Origin of the sequence: Pseudoalteromonas nigrifaciens (assembly GCF_002221505.1) — a bacterium.
GTDB classification, from domain to species: domain Bacteria; phylum Pseudomonadota; class Gammaproteobacteria; order Enterobacterales; family Alteromonadaceae; genus Pseudoalteromonas; species Pseudoalteromonas nigrifaciens.
The window spans coordinates 12,647-34,045 of sequence record NZ_CP011036.1; the positions used below are offsets into that span (position 1 = coordinate 12,647).

22 protein-coding genes are annotated in these 21,399 nt (G+C 41.0%); 16 read left to right on the top strand and 6 right to left on the bottom strand.

Features of this window, described 5'->3' with window-relative positions:
* Position 1: 1 nt before the first annotated feature.
* Positions 2–2,161 (bottom strand): fatty acid oxidation complex subunit alpha FadB, encoded by a 2,160-nt coding sequence (fadB, locus tag PNIG_RS00055; protein WP_011326743.1) that lies wholly within the window; start codon positions 2,159–2,161, stop codon positions 2–4.
* Between the two features lie 192 nt (positions 2,162–2,353).
* On the opposite strand from fadB, the gene PNIG_RS00060 reads away from it, so the two are divergent.
* From PNIG_RS00060 to PNIG_RS00095, 8 genes are all read left to right on the top strand, one after another.
* Positions 2,354–4,240 carry a transglycosylase SLT domain-containing protein gene (locus PNIG_RS00060; RefSeq protein ID WP_089367523.1) on the top strand — a complete coding sequence of 629 codons (1,887 nt, stop codon included), beginning with the start codon at positions 2,354–2,356 and terminating at the stop codon, positions 4,238–4,240.
* 118 nt (positions 4,241–4,358) lie between these two features.
* A complete protein-coding gene (gene pepQ, locus PNIG_RS00065) occupies positions 4,359–5,681 on the top strand; it encodes a Xaa-Pro dipeptidase (RefSeq protein ID WP_011326745.1) in 1,323 nt (440 codons plus the stop codon).
* Between the two features lie 78 nt (positions 5,682–5,759).
* Positions 5,760–6,374: a YigZ family protein gene (locus tag PNIG_RS00070; protein WP_089367524.1), complete on the top strand. Its 615-nt coding sequence runs from the start codon at positions 5,760–5,762 to the stop codon at positions 6,372–6,374.
* 49 nt (positions 6,375–6,423) lie between these two features.
* A complete protein-coding gene (locus PNIG_RS00075; protein ID WP_011326747.1) occupies positions 6,424–7,875 on the top strand; it encodes a TrkH family potassium uptake protein in 1,452 nt (483 codons plus the stop codon).
* Between the two features lie 39 nt (positions 7,876–7,914).
* Positions 7,915–8,586 (top strand): flagellar brake domain-containing protein, encoded by a 672-nt coding sequence (locus PNIG_RS00080; RefSeq protein ID WP_089367525.1) that lies wholly within the window; start codon positions 7,915–7,917, stop codon positions 8,584–8,586.
* Positions 8,587–9,054: 468 nt separating this feature from the next.
* Positions 9,055–9,267, top strand: a complete 213-nt coding sequence (locus PNIG_RS00085) for an EF-hand domain-containing protein (RefSeq protein ID WP_058372236.1) — start codon at positions 9,055–9,057, stop codon at positions 9,265–9,267.
* 149 nt (positions 9,268–9,416) lie between these two features.
* Positions 9,417–9,629 (top strand): EF-hand domain-containing protein, encoded by a 213-nt coding sequence (locus tag PNIG_RS00090; protein ID WP_011326750.1) that lies wholly within the window; start codon positions 9,417–9,419, stop codon positions 9,627–9,629.
* 68 nt (positions 9,630–9,697) lie between these two features.
* Positions 9,698–9,913 (top strand): EF-hand domain-containing protein, encoded by a 216-nt coding sequence (locus PNIG_RS00095; RefSeq protein WP_086996434.1) that lies wholly within the window; start codon positions 9,698–9,700, stop codon positions 9,911–9,913.
* Positions 9,914–9,988: 75 nt separating this feature from the next.
* Here PNIG_RS00095 and trkA read toward each other — a convergent pair whose 3' ends face one another.
* The 4 genes from trkA to def form a co-directional block, all read right to left on the bottom strand.
* Positions 9,989–11,365, bottom strand: a complete 1,377-nt coding sequence (gene trkA / locus PNIG_RS00100; protein ID WP_011326752.1) for a Trk system potassium transporter TrkA — start codon at positions 11,363–11,365, stop codon at positions 9,989–9,991.
* Between the two features lie 87 nt (positions 11,366–11,452).
* Positions 11,453–12,748 carry a 16S rRNA (cytosine(967)-C(5))-methyltransferase RsmB gene (gene rsmB / locus PNIG_RS00105; RefSeq protein ID WP_011326753.1) on the bottom strand — a complete coding sequence of 432 codons (1,296 nt, stop codon included), beginning with the start codon at positions 12,746–12,748 and terminating at the stop codon, positions 11,453–11,455.
* A complete protein-coding gene (gene fmt / locus PNIG_RS00110) occupies positions 12,741–13,706 on the bottom strand; it encodes a methionyl-tRNA formyltransferase (RefSeq protein ID WP_089367526.1) in 966 nt (321 codons plus the stop codon). The genes rsmB and fmt overlap by 8 nt, the downstream gene beginning before the upstream one ends.
* Before the next feature lie 36 nt (positions 13,707–13,742).
* Positions 13,743–14,246, bottom strand: a complete 504-nt coding sequence (gene def, locus PNIG_RS00115; RefSeq protein ID WP_011326755.1) for a peptide deformylase — start codon at positions 14,244–14,246, stop codon at positions 13,743–13,745.
* 118 nt (positions 14,247–14,364) lie between these two features.
* On the opposite strand from def, the gene PNIG_RS00120 reads away from it, so the two are divergent.
* From PNIG_RS00120 to hemF, 6 genes are all read left to right on the top strand, one after another.
* Positions 14,365–15,486 carry a LysM peptidoglycan-binding domain-containing protein gene (locus PNIG_RS00120; protein ID WP_011326756.1) on the top strand — a complete coding sequence of 374 codons (1,122 nt, stop codon included), beginning with the start codon at positions 14,365–14,367 and terminating at the stop codon, positions 15,484–15,486.
* Between the two features lie 28 nt (positions 15,487–15,514).
* Entirely contained in the window at positions 15,515–16,603 is a 1,089-nt protein-coding gene (gene dprA, locus PNIG_RS00125; RefSeq protein ID WP_089367527.1) for a DNA-processing protein DprA, read from the top strand.
* A 332-nt stretch (positions 16,604–16,935) separates the two neighbouring features.
* Positions 16,936–17,409 carry a DUF494 family protein gene (locus PNIG_RS00135; protein WP_011326758.1) on the top strand — a complete coding sequence of 158 codons (474 nt, stop codon included), beginning with the start codon at positions 16,936–16,938 and terminating at the stop codon, positions 17,407–17,409.
* A gap of 248 nt (positions 17,410–17,657) precedes the next feature.
* Complete coding sequence (locus tag PNIG_RS00140; RefSeq protein ID WP_011326759.1) at positions 17,658–18,233, top strand: DNA topoisomerase family protein; 576 nt, start codon at positions 17,658–17,660, stop codon at positions 18,231–18,233.
* 24 nt (positions 18,234–18,257) lie between these two features.
* Positions 18,258–18,818 (top strand): L-threonylcarbamoyladenylate synthase type 1 TsaC, encoded by a 561-nt coding sequence (gene tsaC / locus PNIG_RS00145; RefSeq protein WP_089367528.1) that lies wholly within the window; start codon positions 18,258–18,260, stop codon positions 18,816–18,818.
* Position 18,819: 1 nt separating this feature from the next.
* Complete coding sequence (gene hemF, locus PNIG_RS00150) at positions 18,820–19,770, top strand: oxygen-dependent coproporphyrinogen oxidase (RefSeq protein WP_089368917.1); 951 nt, start codon at positions 18,820–18,822, stop codon at positions 19,768–19,770.
* A gap of 60 nt (positions 19,771–19,830) precedes the next feature.
* On the opposite strand, the gene PNIG_RS00155 is transcribed toward hemF, so the two are convergent.
* Positions 19,831–20,268: a group II truncated hemoglobin gene (locus tag PNIG_RS00155; protein ID WP_011326762.1), complete on the bottom strand. Its 438-nt coding sequence runs from the start codon at positions 20,266–20,268 to the stop codon at positions 19,831–19,833.
* Between the two features lie 54 nt (positions 20,269–20,322).
* On the opposite strand from PNIG_RS00155, the gene aroE reads away from it, so the two are divergent.
* Positions 20,323–21,147 carry a shikimate dehydrogenase gene (aroE, locus tag PNIG_RS00160; protein ID WP_011326763.1) on the top strand — a complete coding sequence of 275 codons (825 nt, stop codon included), beginning with the start codon at positions 20,323–20,325 and terminating at the stop codon, positions 21,145–21,147.
* Positions 21,144–21,398, top strand: a complete 255-nt coding sequence (locus PNIG_RS00165; protein ID WP_011326764.1) for a DUF1488 family protein — start codon at positions 21,144–21,146, stop codon at positions 21,396–21,398. The genes aroE and PNIG_RS00165 overlap by 4 nt, the downstream gene beginning before the upstream one ends.
* Position 21,399 lies beyond the last annotated feature (1 nt).

The following is a 21,399-nucleotide window of genomic DNA, read 5'->3' on the forward strand; positions in this document are numbered from 1 at the left end:
ATTAACCTTCCACCTTATAGAAAACACGACCTTCTTCGGCCCATTGACGAGTTTGCTCTGATACTTGATAAATCGCACCTAAGTGAGCATATTTGTCGGCAGTTGCCACAAAGTTAGCTAAACCGGTTTGATCTAAGTAACGGAACGCGCCGCCTCTAAATGGAGGGAAACCAACACCGTAAACAAGTGCCATATCAGCTTCTTGTGGTGATGCAACAATGCCTTCTTGTAAACAAAGTAGCACTTCGTTAAGCATTGGGATCATACAACGGTCAATGATTTCTTGTTTATCGAATGCTTTTTCTGCTTCAGTAATTGGCTTAAGTAGCTCAATTGCAGTTTCGTCATGCGATTTTTTAAGACGACCGCGACGATCTGTTTCGTACTTATAAAAACCAGCTTTGTTCTTTTGGCCAAAACGCTTTTCGTTAGCAAAAATAGTCACTGGGTCTTTATCTGCACGCGCCATGCGCTCAGGGAAGCCATCGGCCATTACGCCAGTACAATGAAAAGCGGTATCAATACCTACAACATCAAGTAAGTAAGCCGGACCCATAGGCCAGCCAAATACGTTTTCCATTACTTTATCTACTTTTGCAAAGTTAGCACCTTCAACTACTAATTTGCTAAAACCTGCAAAGTAAGGGAATAAAACACGGTTTACAAAAAAGCCAGGGCAATCGTTAACAACAATAGGAGACTTGCCTAATTTAAGCGCGTAATCAACTACGGCGTTAATGGTTTTATCAGAGGTTTTTGCACCACGGATAATTTCTACTAACGGCATTTTCGGTACTGGGTTAAAAAAGTGCATACCACAGAAGTTTTCTGGTTTATCTAACGCTTCTGCAAGTAAATCAATACAAATAGTTGAAGTGTTTGAGGTAAGTACCGTGCCCTCTGGCATGGTTTTCTCAAGCTCTGCAAGTACTGCTTGCTTAACTTTAGGGTTCTCTACTACGGCTTCAACAATAATATCGGCACTTTGTAGATCAGAATCATTAAGGGTCGGTTTAATTTTGCTTAGCGTACCAAGCATTTTTTCCATCGACATATGGCCACGTTTAACTTTTTGGCCAAGTAACTTAGAGGCTTCGCCCATACCTAAGTCAAGTGCATCCTGTTGGATATCTTTCATTATAATAGGTGTACCTTTATAAGCAGACTGGTATGCAATACCGCCGCCCATAATGCCAGCACCTAACACTGCAGCTTGTTTAATTTCTACATCGCTTTGTTTAGCAAGTTTACGTGATTTACCTTTAATGTACTGGTCGGCTAGAAATATACCAATTTGCGCGGCAACTTCTGGCGTGCCTGCTAATTTAGCAAAGTTGGCATTTTCGATTGCCATTGCTTCATCACGAGTACAGTTAGCAGCTGCTTTAATGGTTTTTACAGCCATTACAGGTGCAGGATAGTGGCCTTTAGTTTTAGCCATTACCATGCCTTCAGCCATTGCAAAGCTCATGCCTTGCTCAACACGGTTTAATTTAAGTGGTTGTAGCTTTACATTGCGTTTTGCTTGCCAATCGAGCTTGCCAGCAATTGCTAATTCAAGTGTTGATACACTTGACTCTATAAGTTTGTCAGCACTAACTACTGCGTCAAAAGCACCTACTTTAAGGGCATCTGCTGCGCGGTTAGTAGAACCTGAGGTAATCCACATCATGGCGTTATCGGCACCAATAATACGCGGTAAGCGAACTGTGCCACCAAAACCAGGCATTATGCCAAGGGTTACTTCTGGAAGACCCATTTGTGCAGTTTCGCTTGCTACACGATAATCGGTAGCAAGTACCCACTCACAGCCACCGCCAAGTGCTAAGCCATTTACAGCGCTTAGAGTTGGGAATGGTAAGTCTTCGATAGCGTCAAAAACGTCAGTGGCTTCTTTTATCCAAGTTACTAGTTCTGCTTCAGATCTAGTAAATATAGGTAAAAATTCGAATACGTCGGCACCAATAATAAAGTGTTCTTTATCACTGGTAAAAATCATGCCTTTTATATCAGTATTTGCAGCTAATTGTTTTAATGCTGTTGCGCAATCTGAAAGGGTTTGCTGAGATAGTGTGTTTACAGAAGCTGTAGCACAAAACTTAAACTCGGCGATGTTTTCCTTTATGAAGCTAACTTCAAAGGAATCGCTTTTATATAACATTATTATTCTCCCTAGTTGACGAACTAAGACTGGTACGATGAGTTGCGATTTAATCAGTGTGCTTGCTTTGAATTAAAAATGCAACGAAAAATTTAACTTGGTTACAAAACAGTTGGTTAAAATATAGCTTGTTTGGTGCTATGGTGGAACAAAAGTTTTTGCTTATTATTTTAATTTTATTATGAAGGCATTATGAAAAAATATTTATTAAATGCTATGGCAGCGGTTTTTATTTTCCCTCTTCACTGCGTTGAGGCAAACATCGATAACGATGCATTTTTAGACGCTGAAAAAAAAGTTCGCTATGGTGATTACCAAGACTTTAAAATGGCTATAAGTAATCTTGATCATCCATTAAAGCCTTATGTTGAAAAAGTATATTGGCAACGACATCCCGATATAAAACACCAAGCAGAAATAGAGGATTACCTCACTATTTATCAGCATACGCCGCTAGAGTGGCCAGTGCGTAAAGCATGGTTAAGTTATTTAGAAAAGCATAATAAAAAAGCAGCGTATATTCGCAATTACCGTAAAACTTCTGATACTGAACTGACTTGTACATATTTAGATTATCAACTTGATTTAGGCGCGCCAGAAAAAGCGATATTTAACCAAGTAACTGATTTATGGACGGTAGGCAAGTCGCAACCTAAAGCGTGCGATGGGCTTTTTTCGTTATGGCGTAAAAAAGGCTATATGAGTAAAGAGGCTGTTTGGCAGCGGGTGACTATGGCGGCAGAAGGCGGTACTCAAAGCCTATTACCTTATTTAAAAACATTACTACCCAGTAATGAAGGTTACTTAGCTGATTTATACTTAAAAGTACGCCGCGATCCAAGTGCTGCAGCCGGATTATACAGATACAAAAATAAGTCGGTTAAAGAAGGGCAAATTGCTCTTTATGGTGTAAAGCGTTTAATTTGGCGCGATAAAGAGCTTGCTTTAAAAGCATGGGAAAAGCTAGAGCAAATATTTACTTACAGCGATGCAGCTAAAGCAGATGTGTATTATACCTTTGCACTGTCGCTTGCTTCCAGCGGACATAAACAAGCAAGCTTTTGGCTAAACAAAGTGCCAAAAGATCGCCAAGACGGCAAACTAATTCAGTGGCAACTCGGTAATATGCTTAAAACCCAAGACTGGGAGGGTATTGCAGCCTTTTTTACTGGTAAAGATAACTTAAGTCTTGGCCAGCAATACTGGTTAGCGTACAGCTACGCAAAACGTGGTGAGCAACAAAAAGCAGACGCTATTTGGAAAACAGTAGCAGCTAATCGCGATTATTATGGTTTTTTAGCCGCGGCACGATTAGGGTTACCGGTTGATTTAAATAACCAACCTTTAGTTGTTGATCAGGCGCTTGTTAATAAAGTAAAAAATGCCCCGGGCTACAAGCGTGCGAAAGCTTTTTATGAGCTTGAGCGCTTTACCTCGGCACGTCGCGAATGGAATTACCTAACAAACACCTCGAGTGACGAAGAAAAGTTAGCTGCTTCAATACTCTCCACAGAGCTGGGTTGGCATGACAGCACTATTTTTACACTGGCAAAAATAAAAGCGTGGGATAACGTAGAGCAGCGTTTTCCGTTTGCGTTTCAAGATGTATTTGAGCGCTACAGTAAGCGCAGTAAAATAGACGTGGCGTGGAGTATTGCCATTGCGCGCCGTGAAAGCTCATTTGCCCCCGATGCACGTTCATCAGCAAATGCGCGAGGGTTAATGCAGTTATTGCCCAGTACTGCCGATTACGTAAATAAAGGCAGTGTGTCGAGCCGCCGCTTATATCAACCACAAACAAATATAAGATTAGGTACGCGCTATTTGCAGTATTTAAAAAAGAAAAACCACGGCAATGAAATATTGGCAACGGCTTCATATAACGCAGGGTATCATCGTATTAAACGCTGGTTACCAGATGAAGCTATTCCAGCAGAGCTATGGATTGAATTGATCCCGTATAGAGAAACTCGCGATTATGTTAAAAACGTATTTGCCTACAGGCAGGTTTATCATACGCGTTTACACCGCGAGGGAAATATACTGGCGCCGCTACTCGAAATGAAAATGGGCGGATAATTAATAAAGGTAAGGGGATGCTAATAAGGTTAGATGCTGCCCTTATTTTGAGCGCTTTGGGTATGGATTATGTGTGTGGTAGACTCAAAGCAAGTTAAATACAACAGATGGGTTTATTATGGATAAATTAGCCGTTTTATACGCCGAACATATTGCAACACTGCAACAACGTACTCGTACAATTTGTGAACGTGAAGGGTTAGAGGGATTAGTTATTCACTCGGGCCAAGCTAAGCGTCAGTTTTTAGATGATATGTATTATCCATTTAAAGTTAATCCACACTTTAAAGCTTGGTTACCAGTACTAGACAATCCACATTGCTGGATTGTGGTAAATGGTAGCGACAAGCCTAAACTTATTTTTTATCGTCCGGTTGATTTTTGGCATAAAGTGCCAGATGAGCCGCGCGATTTTTGGGCTGAGTATTTTGACATTGAATTGTTATTACAGCCCGATCAGGTTGAAAAGCTATTGCCCTACGACAAAGCTAACTACGCTTATGTGGGCGAATACTTAGAAGTAGCACAAGCACTAGGCTTTAGTGTTATGAATCCTGAGCCGGTACTAAATTACTTTCATTACCACCGCGCTTATAAAACCCAATATGAGCTTGAATGTTTACGCAACGCCAACCGTATTGCAGTAGATGGCCACAAAGCTGCCCGCGATACCTTTTTTAATGGTGGCAGTGAGTTTGATATTCAGCAAGCTTACTTAATGGCAACTCGCCAAAGTGAAAACGAAATGCCTTATGGCAACATTGTGGCGCTAAACGAAAACTGCGCCATTTTGCACTACACGCACTTTGAGGCAAAAGCACCGCAGCAACACAACTCATTTTTAATAGATGCAGGCGCTAATTTTAATGGCTATGCGGCAGATATTACCCGTACGTATGACTTTAAAAAACAAGGCGAATTTGCAGAGCTAGTGCAAGCAATGACTGCAGCGCAAATAGAGTTAGGTACGGGGTTAAAACCCGGCATGCTTTATGGTGATTTACATGTTGAGTGTCACAATAGAGTTGCACAAATACTTAGCGACTTTGATATTGTTAAGCTACCGGCTGAGGAAATAGTTGAACGTAAAATTACCTCTACCTTCTTCCCACATGGTTTAGGGCACCACCTAGGTTTACAAGTGCACGACATGGGTGGTTTTATGGCTGATGAAATGGGCGCACAACAAGCAGCTCCAGAGGGACATCCATTTTTGCGTTGTACTCGCATAATTGAAAAAAACCAAGTGTTTACTATTGAGCCTGGGCTATACTTTATCGACTCTTTGCTAGGCGATTTAGCACAAACCGATAATAAACAGTTTATTAATTGGCAAAAGGTAGAGTCGTTTAAGCCTTATGGTGGTATTCGTATTGAAGATAACATCATAGTACACGAAGATAGCCTTGAGAATATGACACGAAATTTAGCGCTAGATTAATCACGCGTTAGACTAGCTGTATTATAAAGAGGGGCCTGTTGGCCCCATTTTTTGGTTTATAACTTGGTTCATCAACGAATGTCAGAATATAAATACCCAGCAGCAGATGTTTTTCATCAAGAAGAGATTAAAAAAAGCACCTTTATTGTGCATATTGCACATACCCCAGATTTAAGTTCAGCTAAAGCGTTTATAAAAAGTATTGAAACTAAGTATGCCGATGCACGGCATAATTGCTGGGCTCACGTAGCGGGTAAACCAGGAGGAAGCCATGTGTATGGGTTTTCGGATGATGGTGAGCCAAATGGCACCGCCGGTAAACCTATGTTAAATGTGCTTATGGGCTCAGGGCTTGGTGAAGTTACCGCTGTGGTTACGCGTTATTTTGGTGGTATAAAGCTAGGTACAGGCGGTTTAGTACGTGCTTATGGAGGCACATTAAATAATGCATTAGCTAACTTATCAACGATAAATAAAGTGCCAAGTATTGAGCTAATTGGTAGTAGTGAATACAGTATGCAAGGCGTTATTGAGCAACTATTAAAAACGAAGTATCAAGTGCTTAACATCGATAAGCAATTTACTGCTAATATTGAATGGGTTATTACTATTGATAGCCGCCAAGCGATGCAAGCAATTAAAGATATTTTTGATTTAAGCCACGGCGCGGTTGAGTTAACCATTAAAGAGTAAGACAATATCTTACTCGTTAAACTTACTAATAATAAAAGCGATACGCTAAATGCAATTTCGTACCATTATAAAAATCCTTGGGCAACTTGTTGCACTGTTTAGTATTACCATGGTGCCTCCGGCAATCGTGTCTTTAATTTATAAAGACGGTGGTGGTGTTCCTTTTGTTTTGGCTTTTATTTTTAGTGTCACTATTGGCTTAATGGCTTATTACCCTAACCGCCACGAAGATGGCGATTTAAAAGCGCGGGAAGGGTTTTTAATTGTTGTGTTGTTTTGGTTGGTACTTGGCGCGTTTGCATCCTTACCGCTGATATTTTTACAAGAGCCAAACCTATCACTGGCTGATGCGGTATTTGAAGCGTTTTCGGGGTTAACCACCACCGGAGCAACGGTACTAACCGGTATAGAGTACTTGCCTAAATCGGTATTATTTTATCGCCAACAACTACAGTGGTTTGGCGGTATGGGGATCATTGTATTGGCGGTTGCTATTTTACCTATGCTAGGGGTTGGTGGTATGCAGCTATATCGCGCCGAAATACCAGGGCCAGTAAAAGACTCTAAAATGACCCCGCGAATTGCCGACACCGCAAAGCACCTTTGGTATATATATGTGTCAATTACGCTTGCGTGTACCTTGGCATATTGGATTGCAGGTATGGATTGGTTTGACGCAATAAGCCATGCGTTCTCAACGGTCGCCATTGGTGGGTTTTCTACTTATGATGCCTCTATGGGGCATTTTGATAGCCCAGTAATTAACTTTATTTGTGTGTTCTTTTTAATTATTGCAGCCATTAACTTTTCACTGCATTACGCTGCGGTAGCAAGTAGAAATATCAGTGTTTATATTCGCGACCCTGAGTTTAAAGTGTTTTTATGTATTCAGTTAGCGCTGGTGGTTATTTGCTTTACCGTGCTTTCGTCTCATGAAGTGTATGCCAATGGCGATGAAACACTCGACCAAGCGCTATTTCATGCTGTTTCAATTAGCAGTACGGCAGGATTTGCCACCGATAACTTTTCGGCTTGGCCATTATTTTTACCAATACTGCTTATATTTTCGAGCTTTATAGGTGGCTGTGCGGGCTCTACCGGTGGCGGTATGAAAGTGGTGCGCGTATTCTTACTATACTTACAAGGCGTGCGAGAGCTTAATAGGCTAGTGCATCCTCGGGCTATATATTCTATCAAGTTAGGCAGCAAAGCGTTGCCAGACAAAGTAGTAGAAGCTGTATGGGGGTTTTTCTCAGCGTACGCATTGGTGTTTATAATTATTATGCTAGCGCTGATGGGAACCGGTATGGATAACATTACAGCATTTTCTGCTACTGCAGCGTGTTTAAATAACCTTGGCCCGGGCTTAGGAGATGTTGCATCGCACTATGGGTCTATTAGTGATGGTGCTAAATGGTTGCTTACCATTGCTATGGTATTTGGCCGTTTAGAAATATTTACTTTATTAGTGCTGTTTACGCCTACATTTTGGCGCGGATAATTTAATTGTTAGTTTATAAATAGTATTAGGGAAAAGGATATGCCAACAACTAACCTAGAAAAGTTACACCAAATAATGTCTGGTGCCATGGTTGATCTTGAAATTTTAACACCAACAGCCAGCAAGCGTGTAAAAACAGAGTTTATAGGTTTGCTCGAAAATCGATTTATTATTTTAAACTATCCGAGCTCAAAGCGCCTGCCTACAGCAAGCGACTACCTGCACGATGGGGTAATGGTGGTAGTAAGAGCACTAATAGAGGGAAGTGGTGGGCAGGTTATCGCTTTTCGTCAGCAAATAATGTCAGTTGCATCTCATCCCGCACGCTTACTTTTTATTAATTACCCAAAGCAAGTGCAGTTATTCGATTTACGCTCGCAAACTCGTATACCTACCTTATTATCGGCCAAGCTAAAACTTAGTGATGACAGGATACTCGACGGGGTAATTAAAGATATTTCGCTAACGGGCGTAAAGTTTGATCTTAAAGACAAAGCCCAGGCCGAAAACATTAAAGGGATGCAATGCTCAATCATCCTCGATAGCAGTAATAAGCAAGTTAAAGACTTTCAGGGAGAAATTTGTAGCGTGAAAGAACACGTTCAAGGTGCTTACTGTGGAATAAAGCTATTAGCCAGCGAAGAAGAAATGAAAAGCTTTATGGGGGATCACTTTATTGACCCTTCAATACTCCAATCAGAAACCGAGTAACTGTACATTTCGCTATTTTGCAACAAAATAGCGATTTATTAAATTTAATTTTAAATAACGCATACCTGCATTGATAAAAATAAAATAATCGATAAAAAACAATTGTTTATAAAAATAAAAGCTATTGGTTATTTTCATTTCAAAAATTATTCAGCTGTAACCGAGTTGAATACCCCAGCTAAACAGTCTCCTTACAGTGTGTATTTATAATCTGTGGCGTTTTTTGCTTTTTGTAAGGCATTGAATTTGTTCGAACTTATTGTTTGGGCTTAAAGTGTGTTGCAAAAAGGCAACAAAAATAGACAGTTAATTATCACCTTTAAGTGCATGTTACCTTTAACTAATTGAAGTTATTGATGTTTTAAATGTTGGCATCGAAGTTGTAATAGTTAAGCTGTATTGCATTAAACGTGATTTAAAGTGAAGCACTTAATCGCAGTTAACATAAACTTTGAAGGAAGATTGATTATGAAAACATTAAATAAAACGTTAGCACTTATCGCTCTAGCATCGTCATCAGCCGCTTTTGCAGCAAGTGATTTTGATACCCTTGATGTAGATGGTAATGGCGCAATTAGTCAAAGCGAAGCTGCTGTTGATGCAGAGTTAATGAGTATTTTCTCAGAGCTTGATACTGACCAAAACGGTGAGTTATCAAAAGAAGAATTTTCTAAAGCATAAGCAAAATGCAAGGTTGATAAAATTCTGTGTTGCCAAAGACAACCTAAGTAAGCAAGGGAGCTTATGAAAAAGAATAACAAGGAAAGTATAAACCTTAGTATATCTAATTTTTTGATAAAGCATTGAATAACATAGTAAAGGATTAAATTATGAAACAGTTAAATAAAGCACTCGCACTTATCGCTCTAGCATCGTCATCAGCCGCTTTTGCAGCAAGTGATTTTGATACCCTTGATGTAGATGGTAATGGCGCAATTAGCCAAAGTGAAGCGTCGGTAGATTCCGATTTAATCGCACAATTTGCAGAGTTAGATACAGATGGTAACGGTGAGCTTTCTAAAGCAGAGTTTGCTAACTACTAATTACTTTTTCGGTTATTTTTCACAGCCAGGGATTTCTGAGAAGGACCTCTCATTTTTAGGAGATTATTATGAAAGTATTAAATACATCACTTGCGATTTTAGTTTTAGCGTCTTCAGCAGCAGCCTATGCAGCAGTGGATTTTGCCTCTTTTGATACCAACGGCGATGGTGTTATTTCTCAGCAAGAAGCTGCGGCAAATACACAGTTAGTAAAAATATTTGATCAGCTAGATACTGACGGTAATGGCGAACTTTCTAAAGAAGAGTTTGCCAAAGTACAATAAAGCTTTAGTACCCTATATTAAAAAAGCAGCTTAACTAAGCTGCTTTTTTGTGTTTAAAGTACCAACAATGTACTGCTATAAAAATATAGCGCTCACCTGAAATAGTTTTTCTACAATATTAATGTGCTTTTTATCAATTAAGAACATGATGACATGGTCGCCCGACATAATAATGGTATCGTCGTGGGCAATAAGCACGTCGTCGTTACGTACTACAGCACCAATAGTAGTACCTGCTGGGAGTTTTATATCCCTTACAGTTCGGCCAACTACTTTAGATGTATTTTCATCACCATGGGCAACAGCTTCAATAGCTTCAGCTGCACCTTTGCGTAGTGAATATACGTTAACAATATCGCCGCGACGAACATGAGTAAGTAATGCCGAAATAGTGGCTTCTTGTGGTGAAATTGCAATATCAATATCGCCGCCTTGTACTAAGTCAACGTATGCACTGCGTTGAATAAGTACCATGGTTTTTTGTGCGCCCATACGTTTTGCTAGCATGGCCGACATTATATTTACTTCATCATCGTTGGTTACCGCAATAAACACATCAACCTGATCTATATGCTCTTCTGACAATAGCTCTTGGTCTGACGCATCTCCGCAAAAAACAATCGTGTTGTCGAGCATTTCAGAGAGTTGCTCGGCGCGCTCTTTGCTGCGCTCAATTAATTTTACACTGTGATTTTTTTCCAGTGAGCGCGCTAGGCCTGCGCCTATATTACCGCCACCAGCAATCATAATGTTTTTATATGAACGCTCTAACCTTTGGAGTTCGTTCATAACGGCGCGGATGTGTTTAGTGGCTGCTATAAAAAACACTTCATCATCGGCTTCAATAATTGTTGTGCCTAGAGGTTTTATCGCTTTTCCCTGGCGATAAATAGCGGCTACACGAGTTTCCACATTGGGAATATGCTGTTTAAGCGTAGATAGCGCATAACCTACTAATAAACCGCCATAGTAAGCTTTTACAGCAACCAAAGAGAGCATGCCATCGGCAAACTGCAGCACTTGCAATGCGCCTGGGTAGTCTATTAAGCGGCGAATGTACTTAGTTACTAATGCCTCAGGAGCAATATAGTGATCGACCGGCAAGTCATCGTTATGAAACAGCTTTTCACGATACTTTAAATATTGCTCAGAACGAATTCGGGCTATTTTAGTCGGGGTATTAAAAATACTATACGCAACTTGGCAGGCAACCATGTTTACTTCATCTGAACTGGTTACCGCGATAATCATATCGGCGTCTTCCGCACCGGCTCTGCGAAGTACATCTGGGTGAGCGCCGTGACCAGCAACGCCTTGTAGGTCATACTTATCTTGAAGCTCGCGTAAGCGGTTGCCGTCAATATCAACGACCGTTATTTCGTTTTGTTCACCAACTAAATTTTCAGCTAGTGTGCCGCCTACTTGGCCAGCTCCGAGTATGATTATTTTCATTATTTACCAGTGTTATAAGTACCTATTGCTATGAAGTATTAGCTATCTAAAATAAGATAGATAGCTAATTGTTGTGTGCTGTATAGGTTATATTTTTTTAACTAGTTTAGCGTAATAAAAGCCATCGCTTTCACCAGGAAGTAACTGTAAACCAGGTGTGGTGGGCGTGTCTTTATCATGTAGAGGAATATGCTCAACATCATTGTTATTAGCTAAAAACTTAGCAACTTGTTGTTGGTTTTCTTGAGGGAGTACTGAACAAGTAGCGTATACCAAGGTGCCACCTGGCTTTAGAAGCGGCCAAATACTATCGAGTATATCGCCTTGTAATGCTGCTAAATCGGCAATGTCTGATGCACGACGCAACCACTTTATATCGGGGTGGCGGCGAATAACACCGGTAGCCGAGCAAGGTACGTCGAGTAAAATACGATCAAACTGTTTTTCATCCCACCAAGTGTGTGGTTGTGATGCATCACCACATTGTAGGTCGGCACCTAAGCCTATACGAGTTAAGTTTTGCTTAACACGCTCTAGGCGAGTTGCATCGCTATCAAGGGCAAGTACCTCAGCATCGGCCAATTCTAAAATATGACAGGTTTTGCCACCCGGCGCGGCGCAGGCATCTAAAATAGTGTCGTCATCTTTAGGCTCTAAAAAGCGCGCAGCTAACTGTGCAGCAGCATCTTGTACAGAACAAGCACCGGTATCAAACTCGGGTAATGAAAATACATCTCGTGGTTTAGCTAACTTTATCCCATCTATAAAATCAGGGTTAAGTGTATGCTCAATATCGTTAGCTGTTAGCATATCGCTGTATTCTTGCGTGCTGTATTGCGCTTGATTTACACGCAGCCACATAGGCGCTTGCTGTTGGTTTTCTGCAAGCAGATCTTCCCAACTATCAGGATAAGCTTCTTTAACTTGTTTGATAAACCAGTTTGGATGATTGTATAAACACACCGGAATAAGTTTGGCTTTTTCTTCAAGCTCAAGTTGTTGGCGCTGAAAACTACGTAGAATAGCGTTAATAAGTCCTTTTAAACCCAAAGCACGCAATTGTTGTAGTGCATTTACAGTTTCTGAAATTGCCGCATGTGGCGGAACACGCATGTGTTGTAGTTGGTAAATGCCCACATACAATAAAAACTGAAATATTCTACGCTTACCTTTTAACGGCTCCTCAACTAAATGTTGGCAGTAGTTTTCAAGGCTTGGTAAATAGCGTAAAACGCCATAGCAAATTTGTTGTAGCAGGGCTTTATCTTTAGGTGGCAAGCCTTGGCTGGCAAATGGTAGTTCTTGATTAAGCGAAGCGCCTTTATCAACTACGTTATATAAAGTTTCAGCGGCAAGCGCTCGTACGTTTGGAACATTACTCATTATTTTCGCCTAATATTGTGCCAGGAGTAACCCAGTCACTACGACCATTTAAAAAGTCGTTAATTGCCATTGGTTTTTTACCTTGCGGTTGTAATTGCGTAATACATAAAGCATGTTCGCCACAACCTACAATAACGCCATTTTTGTCGCTCGACAGAACGCGCCCGTTATTATCAGGCTGGTTGCTTGATTGCTCTACAACATGTGCTTGATAAATTTTTACTGGCTGCCCTCCCATTTGGGTGAAGCATACCGGCCACGGATTAAACGCGCGAATGTTACGCTCAATTTGCGCCGCGCTCATAGACCAGTCAATATTGGCTTCGTCTTTTGAGAGCTTTTTAGCGTAATTAGCCGCGGCATCATTTTGTGGCTCAGGGGTTATTTTACCATTCGCTAAGTTGTTAATAGTGTCAATAAGTGCACCAGGGCCGAGATCAGCTAATTTAGTATATAAACTGGCACTGGTTTCGGTGGCACTAATAGGGCAGCGGCTTATATGTAACATGTCGCCAGTATCTAGCCCTTCATCCATTTGCATTATGGTGACGCCGGTTTGTTCATCACCTGCCCAAATAGCACGTTGAATCGGGGCAGCACCACGCCAGCGTGGTAAAATAGAACCATGCACATTTAAACAGCCTAATCGCGGCGCATCTAAAATGGCTTTAGGTAAAATTAAGCCATAAGCCACTACAATCATGATGTCGGCATTAAGGCTAGTAAGCTCATTTAAGGCGTCTTCTGTTTTTAGTGATTGTGGCTGAAAAACCGGTAAGTTGTGCTCAAGTGCGAGCTCTTTGACTTCACTGGCTTTTAATTTTTTACCACGACCTGCCGGGCGGTCTGGCTGGCTATACACACCCACTATTTGGTGTTCGCTTTGTATCAGCGCTTGTAAATGACGTGCGGCAAAGTCCGGCGTACCGGCAAATATAATGCGTAATGGTTGAGTCACTGAGTTTTCCTAAGGTGCTTGTTACGGTGCTTATTACTATTCTGCAAATTTGGCTTCTTTTTCAAGCTTTTTACGAATACGTTGGCGCTTTAATGGCGATAAGTAATCAATGAAAAGCTTACCTTGAAGGTGATCTAGTTCGTGTTGAATACAAATAGCTAGTAGTTCATCTGCATCTAGTACAAATTCTTCGCCTTGCTCGTTAAGCGCGGCAACAGTAACCGTTTCTGCGCGATCAACTTTTGCGTAAGAGTTAGGCACAGAAAGGCAGCCTTCTTCGCTTACGGTTGTACCGTCTTTTTTAATGATTTGTGGATTAATTAATACCAGTGGTTCGTTGCGCTCTTCTGATACGTCAATCACTACAATGCGTTGATGAATATTAACTTGTGTGGCAGCAAGACCAATGCCATTTTCATCATACATAGTTTCTAGCATGTCTTTTATAATCACACGGACTTGGTCGTCAACATGTGCAACTTCTTGTGCTATTGTACGTAAACGTTCATCTGGGAATCTTAAAACTTCTAACGTAGCCATAGTTACCTTTTACACTTATGCTTAATTTAGGGTATTGTATGCTCTTATTTTAGCCATTCGCGTTCCCCTTTAACAGGTTTTGGTCAATAATAATGAAAAAACAATACAAGGAAGCCCAATGAAATCTCCATTAATTGCAATTATCGTTGCATTAGGTGCTGCATTTTCTACTTATGCTGATGTGCTAAAAATAAAAAAAGATGCACCTAAACAGTATGTTGTGAAAAAAGGCGATACACTTTGGGATATTTCTGGGGTTTATTTAAACGAACCTTGGCTATGGCCTGAGTTGTGGCAATTGAACCCGCAAATTAATAACCCTCACCTTATTTATCCCGGCGATGCCTTAGCATTAATCTACGATGCGCAGGGAAATCCACGTTTAGTGATAAATAAAGCGTACCGAAAGCTGTCTCCTCAGGGGCGAATTACCCCTAAAGGCAAAAATGCAATTACCACCTTGCCACTAGAAATGATCAGACCTTATATAACTTATGAGCAAGCTATAAATAGCGACGATATAAAAGCTAAACCTTATATTTTAGGGGCAAACGAGAACACGAAAACACAAACGTTAGGGCATATTTTATACGTTAAAGGCGATTTAAAGTTACACCAAGCTTATGCAATTTATCATAAAGGTAAGCCATATTTAGACCCGGAAACTGGAAGGGTACTTGCTAATCGTGCTGCTTATGTTGGTATGGCTCGCGCCTTTAGAAAAGGTGATGCCGCTAATGGTGAGCCTGCATCGGTCAGAGTTGAGTCGGTGAAGCGCGAAATAAAACAAGGCGACTTTTTACTTCCAGCAATGGAAGGGCAAATGCTACCAGCGTATTTTAATATGCATCGTCCTACCCAGGCTGTATTGGGTTATGTTATTGCTTCGCCAAGCGATTCTAGAGAATTTAGCACTATGGATGTAGTGGTGCTAAACTTAGGATCAGAGCAGCAAGTAGAAGTGGGTCATGTACTTGATATTGAACGCCAATCACCAAGCGTTATAGATGGTCCTCGTGGTCCTCGCTACACCGAGGACTCAAGTCGCTTTGAGAAGTTAATTTCAAATGCTAACGAGTTTTTTGGTGCTGAACCCGATGATGGAAGTACGGTTTGGAAAATGCCGAAAGAAAAAGTAGGTGAGTTAATTGTATTTAAGGTGTATGACAACGTAAGTTATGCGCTAATAACTAAAAATCAGCACCCAATTCGCGTTGGAGATATTGCAGTTATTCATTAAGTAGCGAGTCGGTGCTCTAGGAGAGAGCATGGATCAGTCATCTGGCAAGCTAGCCCACTGGCTTGCCTTTTATATGTGTAAAGGGTTGGGTATTAAAACCCTTTTAGCACTATCTAAAAACCATTCCCTTGAGTCATTGTTTGGCTTATCTCATCAGCAATTACTGCAATTAGGACTAAGTGCTAATCAAGCTACTAATTTGTTGCACACTAATTGGCAGCAAATTACGCATTATGAACAGTTAATCCTACACAATAATATAACGGTTATTAGTATTTTTGATGCCGCTTACCCCGAAGATTTAAAACAAATAGCCAGTGCGCCTTTATTGCTTTTTTGCAAAGGCGATGTGTCGTTATTAACTAGCCCACAAATAGCCATAGTTGGGAGCCGTAACGCCACTCCCACCGGGCTGGAAATAGCTGCTGAGTTTGCATATCAACTTACCTTAGCTGGAATCACTATTACTTCAGGTATGGCCCGCGGTATAGACGGAGCTGCGCATAAAGGGGCCTTAGCTGGCAGCGGAAAAACCATTGCCGTGCTGGGTACCGGTGTTGATATTTACTACCCCAAGCAGCATAAGCTACTTACAAATCAAGTATTAGAGCAGGGCTTGCTTGTAAGTGAGTTTTTACCTGGTACTGCCGCGAATGCGCATAATTTTCCGCGTCGTAATCGTATTATATCGGGGTTGTCGCTGGGGGTACTTATTGTTGAAGCTGAAATTAAAAGCGGTTCGCTCATTACCGTACGCTATGCGCTGGAGCAAAATAAAGAAGTATTTGCTGTTCCCGGATCGATTAAAAACCCACTTGCCCAAGCGAGTCATTTTTTAATTAAGCAAGGTGCTAAGCTCGTGGAGAATGTAAGTGATATTCTTGATGAGGTGAGCTTTGCTTATCAAAGTGGTTTTTTAACTCCAGAGCAGTCAACCCAAACCAATAAAGACTCCCAGTGTGAGGTGTTAAATAGTATTGGCTTTGAGGTAACCAGTGTTGATGACATTGTTCGCCGTGCTCAGTGGCCAATTGATAAAGTGCAAGCCAGATTGCTGGACTTGGAGCTAGATGATCAAATAGAGCGAGTTTTAGATGGTTACATCAGGGTCTGTTGACCTTTGCGGGTTAATATTTGTTCAAACTAGAGGCAATTTAATCGCGGCGCGAGGTTTGTAACCTAGTGGGCTAAGTAAAAACCGAGCAAAGCTTCCGCGTCCTGCTCACGCCCCTTACCTACATCCATGTAGGCAACAAAGAGTTAATTGCCCCTAGGCAGAACCCTTCGGGTAGCGCCTGTGTGGCATTAATGCTGCGTTATCGCCAATTTATGGGGAATACACCACATAGGCTCTGCCTTGCCTAAATACCAAACAGGCTGCTGCAAATTTAACCTTGAAAGATTAACAGACCCTAAACTAAGTACTTAAGCTAAATGCGAGGTGGTGATATGTTTGAAGTGCTTATGTATCTTTTTGAAAACTATATTCACAACGACGCTGGGCTCTTCATTGAACCTAACGAATTGACCGATGAATTATTACGAGCTGGTTTTAATCAAGCCGAAATATTTAAAGCACTAGATTGGCTAGAGCAGCTAGCCGAATTACAGCATAGTGACACATCACCATATTTAATCACTGACTCGCCACAAACAATGAGAATATTTACCGACCACGAATGCAAAATGCTGGATGTGCAGTGCCGTAATTTTTTAATGTTTGTTGAACGCATTGGCGTTACTAATGGTATTACCCGTGAAATGGTAATGGACCGCTTAGCAGCGCTAGATAAATCTTTTATAGGGTTAGACGATTTAAAGTGGGTGGTGTTAATGGTGCTATTTAATATACCCGGAGCAGAAGTGGCTTGTGAGCAAATGGAAGATCTTATATTTGACCAGCCCGGCGACTTACTTCACTAATACCTAAATTCAAGATACCTATTAATACCTATTTAATACAAAATATGAGCATACGAGTAAATTAAATTGCTTAAGTACTTTCGAAAAAGTAATTTATATAGCAAGTATATGCCATAATCTTTGCCTTATTATTGCACCGTACTTTTTACGCTATAATTGGCCGCTAATTTAATGTAATGGGTATAGCTATTGTATCTTTAAGTGTTTTGGGTATATTAGGCGAAAATTCACCAACCTTTAGGATCACCATGAGTAAAATCGACCATTCGCTTTTCTCGGCGAATAAGCACGCCCTAGAAAAAGAATATGAGATATGCCCACAATGTGGTTCAGAGTTAGTGATCCGCAATAGTAAATCAGGCCCATTTTTAGGTTGTGCCAGCTACCCCAAGTGCGATTTTATTCGCCCGTTGGCGCATCACGATAGCAGTGAAATAAAAGTGCTAGAAGATTCCGCATGTCCACAATGTAGTAAGCAGCTGGTGGTAAAAAATGGCCGCTACGGTATGTTTATTGGTTGTACAGGGTATCCAGAGTGTCATTACATTGCCAATGAAAACGAGGCAAAGCAAAATGAAGAGCCATTACCTAGTTGCCCTAAATGTAAAAAAGGCCGTTTAGTTTCACGTAGTAATAAATTTGGTAAAATATTTTATTCATGCGATTGCTACCCAAGCTGTAAATATACGCTGAATAATAAACCGGTTGAGCAATCGTGCCCAGAATGTAACTGGCCACTGTTGATTGAGAGAAAAATGGCTAATAGCACTGTGTTACAATGCCCGCAAAAAAGTTGTATGCATAAACTTGCAGCCACTGAATAACGTTTAAAACTCCTGGAGACGATTTTGTCAGATCAATCTACTATAGCTGCTATAACATGTTTAGCGCAAGGCGAAGTGATTTTATACCCTACAGAAGCTGTATATGGCTTAGGTTGCGATCCAGATAATCAACAAGCAGTTGAGCGACTACTGGCTATTAAACAGCGCCCGGTCGAAAAAGGCCTTATTTTAATTGCCGATAACTACGGGCAGTTATTAAAATATGTAGATGATGCCAAAATCCCAATGGATAAACGCGCCGACATTTTTTCAAGTTGGCCAAATGCGATTACTTGGGTTATGCCCGCAGCTAAAAACACCCCAAAGTGGTTAACTGGGCAGTATGACACTATTGCAGTTAGGGTGACTAACCATCCAACCGTAAAGCGCTTATGCCAAGAGTTTGGTAAGCCACTGGTATCAACTAGCGCTAATTTAAGCGGTCAAAATACAGTATTAAGCATTGCCGAGGCTAAAAGCCAGTTTACTGAGCAGGTAGGTTATTATGTTGATGAGCCACTCGGTGGTAATACGCAACCAAGTACAATTAAAGATGCCATGAATGGCAAAGTATTTAGAGGTTAATATGCAAAGTGAATTATTAGAGCAAGTAAAAGCCTACTTTATGGCTTTGCAAGACACTATTAGCCAAGGCCTTGAAGCAGCCGATGGTAAAGCTAAGTTTATAGAAGATAACTGGCAGCGTAGCGAAGGCGGCGGCGGACGTACACGCGTTATCACTAATGGTAATATTATTGAGCAAGGCGGTGTTAACTACTCGCATGTATTTGGTGCCTCTATGCCCGCATCTGCAACCGCACACAGACCCGAACTTGCAGGGCGAAGCTTTCATGCTTGCGGTGTGTCATTGGTTATTCATCCAAAAAATCCACATATACCAACCAGTCATGCCAATGTGCGTTTTTTTATTGCCGAAAAAGAAGGCGAACAACCAATATGGTGGTTTGGTGGTGGCTTTGACTTAACCCCTTTTTATCCTGTACTTGATGATGTAGTACATTGGCATCAAGTAGCACATGACTTATGTGCACCATTTGGCGATGAGTTGTATCCAAAGTACAAAACCTGGTGCGATGAATATTTTTATTTAAAGCATCGCGATGAAACACGCGGTGTAGGTGGGTTATTTTTTGACGACCTAAATGAACTGGGTTTTGAGCAAAGCTTTGCCTTTACGCAAGCAGTAGGTAATGGCTTTTTAGAGGCTTACTTACCTATTATAGAGCGTCGTAAAAAAGATGAATACACAGCGCAGCAACGCGACTTCCAGCTTTATCGTCGTGGCCGCTACGTAGAGTTTAATTTAGTCTGGGATAGAGGCACTCTGTTTGGTTTGCAAACGGGTGGTCGCACCGAATCTATATTAATGTCTATGCCACCGTTAGCGCGTTGGGAGTATAACTACACTCCAGACGCAGAGAGTGCTGAGGCTAAGTTATACCAGTATTACTTACGCCCTCAGCAATGGTTGAGTACACAACCAAATGATTTAATTGCTAGAGAGTGCCAGCTTTAAGGCTTCTCGTGTAAATATAAAAGGCGCTACATAGCGCCTTTTTGTATTTAGCGTTATGCGTTAATGCTGGTTAATCATATGGCTCGCTAGCTGTCCAAACGATTGCTTAAGGCCTTCTCGTAGTAATGGATTATCTACTTCAAGGTCTAATGTTTTATTCATGCAGTACATCCATTGGTCGCGCAAGTCTTGATCAATGGTAAAAGGCATATGGCGTTTACGCAGCATAGGATGGCCATGTTTTGCTACAAATAGGTCTGGGCCGCCTAACCAGCCAGATAAAAATTCAAAAAACACTTGGCGAATTCTATCTAATGGCAGAGGATGCATATCATATAATGGTTTAGCGTATTCATCTGTAGCCATAATATCGTAGAATCTATTTGCAATAGCAAGTGCGCCTGCTTCTCCACCTAGTATTTCATAAGGTGTTTTTTCAGGTGTGGGTGTTTGCTCTATTGTGGCGGGCTTAGATTTTGAAAAAAGTCGTTTAATCATATTATTTATCATCGTTAATAGGCAGTATTACTACTGCAAAGAGGTTGCTTTAAAATGGACAAATATGCGGTTTTTGGAAATCCAATAAAACATTCAAAATCCCCCGCGATACATAAACAATTTGCTATCTCTTTAGGTGAGCAAATCGACTATCGCGCAATCTTAGCACCTATCGATAACTTTGAAAAAACAGTATCGAATTTTTTTGCTCAAGGCGGTAAGGGAGCTAATGTAACTATGCCCTTTAAAGAGCAGGCTTTTGCAATGGCAGATGAGCTCACACCATTAGCTAAAATTGTCGGTGCAGTAAATACCTTAAAAAAGCAAGCAGACGGCACGTTACTAGGCGATAACACCGACGGCATCGGCTTTGTAAGCGATCTGCTGGCTAATAATGTCAGTATTACCGGTAAACGTATTTTAATAATAGGCGCAGGCGGGGCTGCAAGGGGGGTTGTTTTACCCTTGCTGGATCATCAGCCACAGGAAGTTGTTATTGTTAATCGTACCGCCGAAAAAGCACAAAATTTAGCAAAGTTGTTTGCTCAACATGGGAATGTATCGGGTTATGGTTTTAACAATCTACCAGAAAACGATTATGCGCTTATCATAAACTCTACCTCTAGCAGTATGAATGACGAGCTTCCAGCACTTGATCAAAAACATATTACTAACTGTGAAGTAGCGTATGACATGTTTTATTCACTGCAAAATACCATTTTTATGAATTGGGTAGCGCAATATAATAGTAAGACTAAATTGTTGGATGGCAGCGGCATGCTAGTTGGTCAGGCTGCCCAGGCATATTATGTATGGCGTAATAAAATGCCTGCAATACTACCTGTCGTTAATGCACTAAAACAGGGAGCACTTACATGAACCAAGCAATACAATTTATAGATAGGTTAGAATTTAGAGAGCCAGCGCACCAATTAGTCTTTTTTGCACAAGTAAATGGCATGCTGGTGGAATGTGTTATTGCGGTAAGTAGTTTAGGTTTGACCGATGAAAGTCATGCAACAAGTTATTTTGAAAAAAATCGTTTTGATTACGAAGAGCGCGCCGAGCAACTTATCGAAGATGAAAGTTACAACTCGGCAGGCCAAATAGAAGTCAGCTTAATTAGCTAAG

Excerpts from the sequence above, each read along its gene's own strand:
- fadB (WP_011326743.1), bottom strand. The coding sequence starts at position 2,161 with ATGTTATATAAAAGCGATTCCTTTGAAGTTAGCTTCATAAAGGAAAAC.
- PNIG_RS00060 (WP_089367523.1), top strand. The coding sequence starts at position 2,354 with ATGAAAAAATATTTATTAAATGCTATGGCAGCGGTTTTTATTTTCCCT.
- pepQ (WP_011326745.1), top strand. The coding sequence starts at position 4,359 with ATGGATAAATTAGCCGTTTTATACGCCGAACATATTGCAACACTGCAA.
- PNIG_RS00070 (WP_089367524.1), top strand. The coding sequence starts at position 5,760 with ATGTCAGAATATAAATACCCAGCAGCAGATGTTTTTCATCAAGAAGAG.
- PNIG_RS00075 (WP_011326747.1), top strand. The coding sequence starts at position 6,424 with ATGCAATTTCGTACCATTATAAAAATCCTTGGGCAACTTGTTGCACTG.
- PNIG_RS00080 (WP_089367525.1), top strand. The coding sequence starts at position 7,915 with ATGCCAACAACTAACCTAGAAAAGTTACACCAAATAATGTCTGGTGCC.
- PNIG_RS00085 (WP_058372236.1), top strand. The coding sequence starts at position 9,055 with ATGAAAACATTAAATAAAACGTTAGCACTTATCGCTCTAGCATCGTCA.
- PNIG_RS00090 (WP_011326750.1), top strand. The coding sequence starts at position 9,417 with ATGAAACAGTTAAATAAAGCACTCGCACTTATCGCTCTAGCATCGTCA.
- PNIG_RS00095 (WP_086996434.1), top strand. The coding sequence starts at position 9,698 with ATGAAAGTATTAAATACATCACTTGCGATTTTAGTTTTAGCGTCTTCA.
- trkA (WP_011326752.1), bottom strand. The coding sequence starts at position 11,365 with ATGAAAATAATCATACTCGGAGCTGGCCAAGTAGGCGGCACACTAGCT.
- rsmB (WP_011326753.1), bottom strand. The coding sequence starts at position 12,748 with ATGAGTAATGTTCCAAACGTACGAGCGCTTGCCGCTGAAACTTTATAT.
- def (WP_011326755.1), bottom strand. The coding sequence starts at position 14,246 with ATGGCTACGTTAGAAGTTTTAAGATTCCCAGATGAACGTTTACGTACA.
- PNIG_RS00120 (WP_011326756.1), top strand. The coding sequence starts at position 14,365 with ATGAAATCTCCATTAATTGCAATTATCGTTGCATTAGGTGCTGCATTT.
- dprA (WP_089367527.1), top strand. The coding sequence starts at position 15,515 with ATGGATCAGTCATCTGGCAAGCTAGCCCACTGGCTTGCCTTTTATATG.
- PNIG_RS00135 (WP_011326758.1), top strand. The coding sequence starts at position 16,936 with ATGTTTGAAGTGCTTATGTATCTTTTTGAAAACTATATTCACAACGAC.
- PNIG_RS00140 (WP_011326759.1), top strand. The coding sequence starts at position 17,658 with ATGAGTAAAATCGACCATTCGCTTTTCTCGGCGAATAAGCACGCCCTA.
- hemF (WP_089368917.1), top strand. The coding sequence starts at position 18,820 with ATGCAAAGTGAATTATTAGAGCAAGTAAAAGCCTACTTTATGGCTTTG.
- PNIG_RS00155 (WP_011326762.1), bottom strand. The coding sequence starts at position 20,268 with ATGATTAAACGACTTTTTTCAAAATCTAAGCCCGCCACAATAGAGCAA.
- aroE (WP_011326763.1), top strand. The coding sequence starts at position 20,323 with ATGGACAAATATGCGGTTTTTGGAAATCCAATAAAACATTCAAAATCC.
- PNIG_RS00165 (WP_011326764.1), top strand. The coding sequence starts at position 21,144 with ATGAACCAAGCAATACAATTTATAGATAGGTTAGAATTTAGAGAGCCA.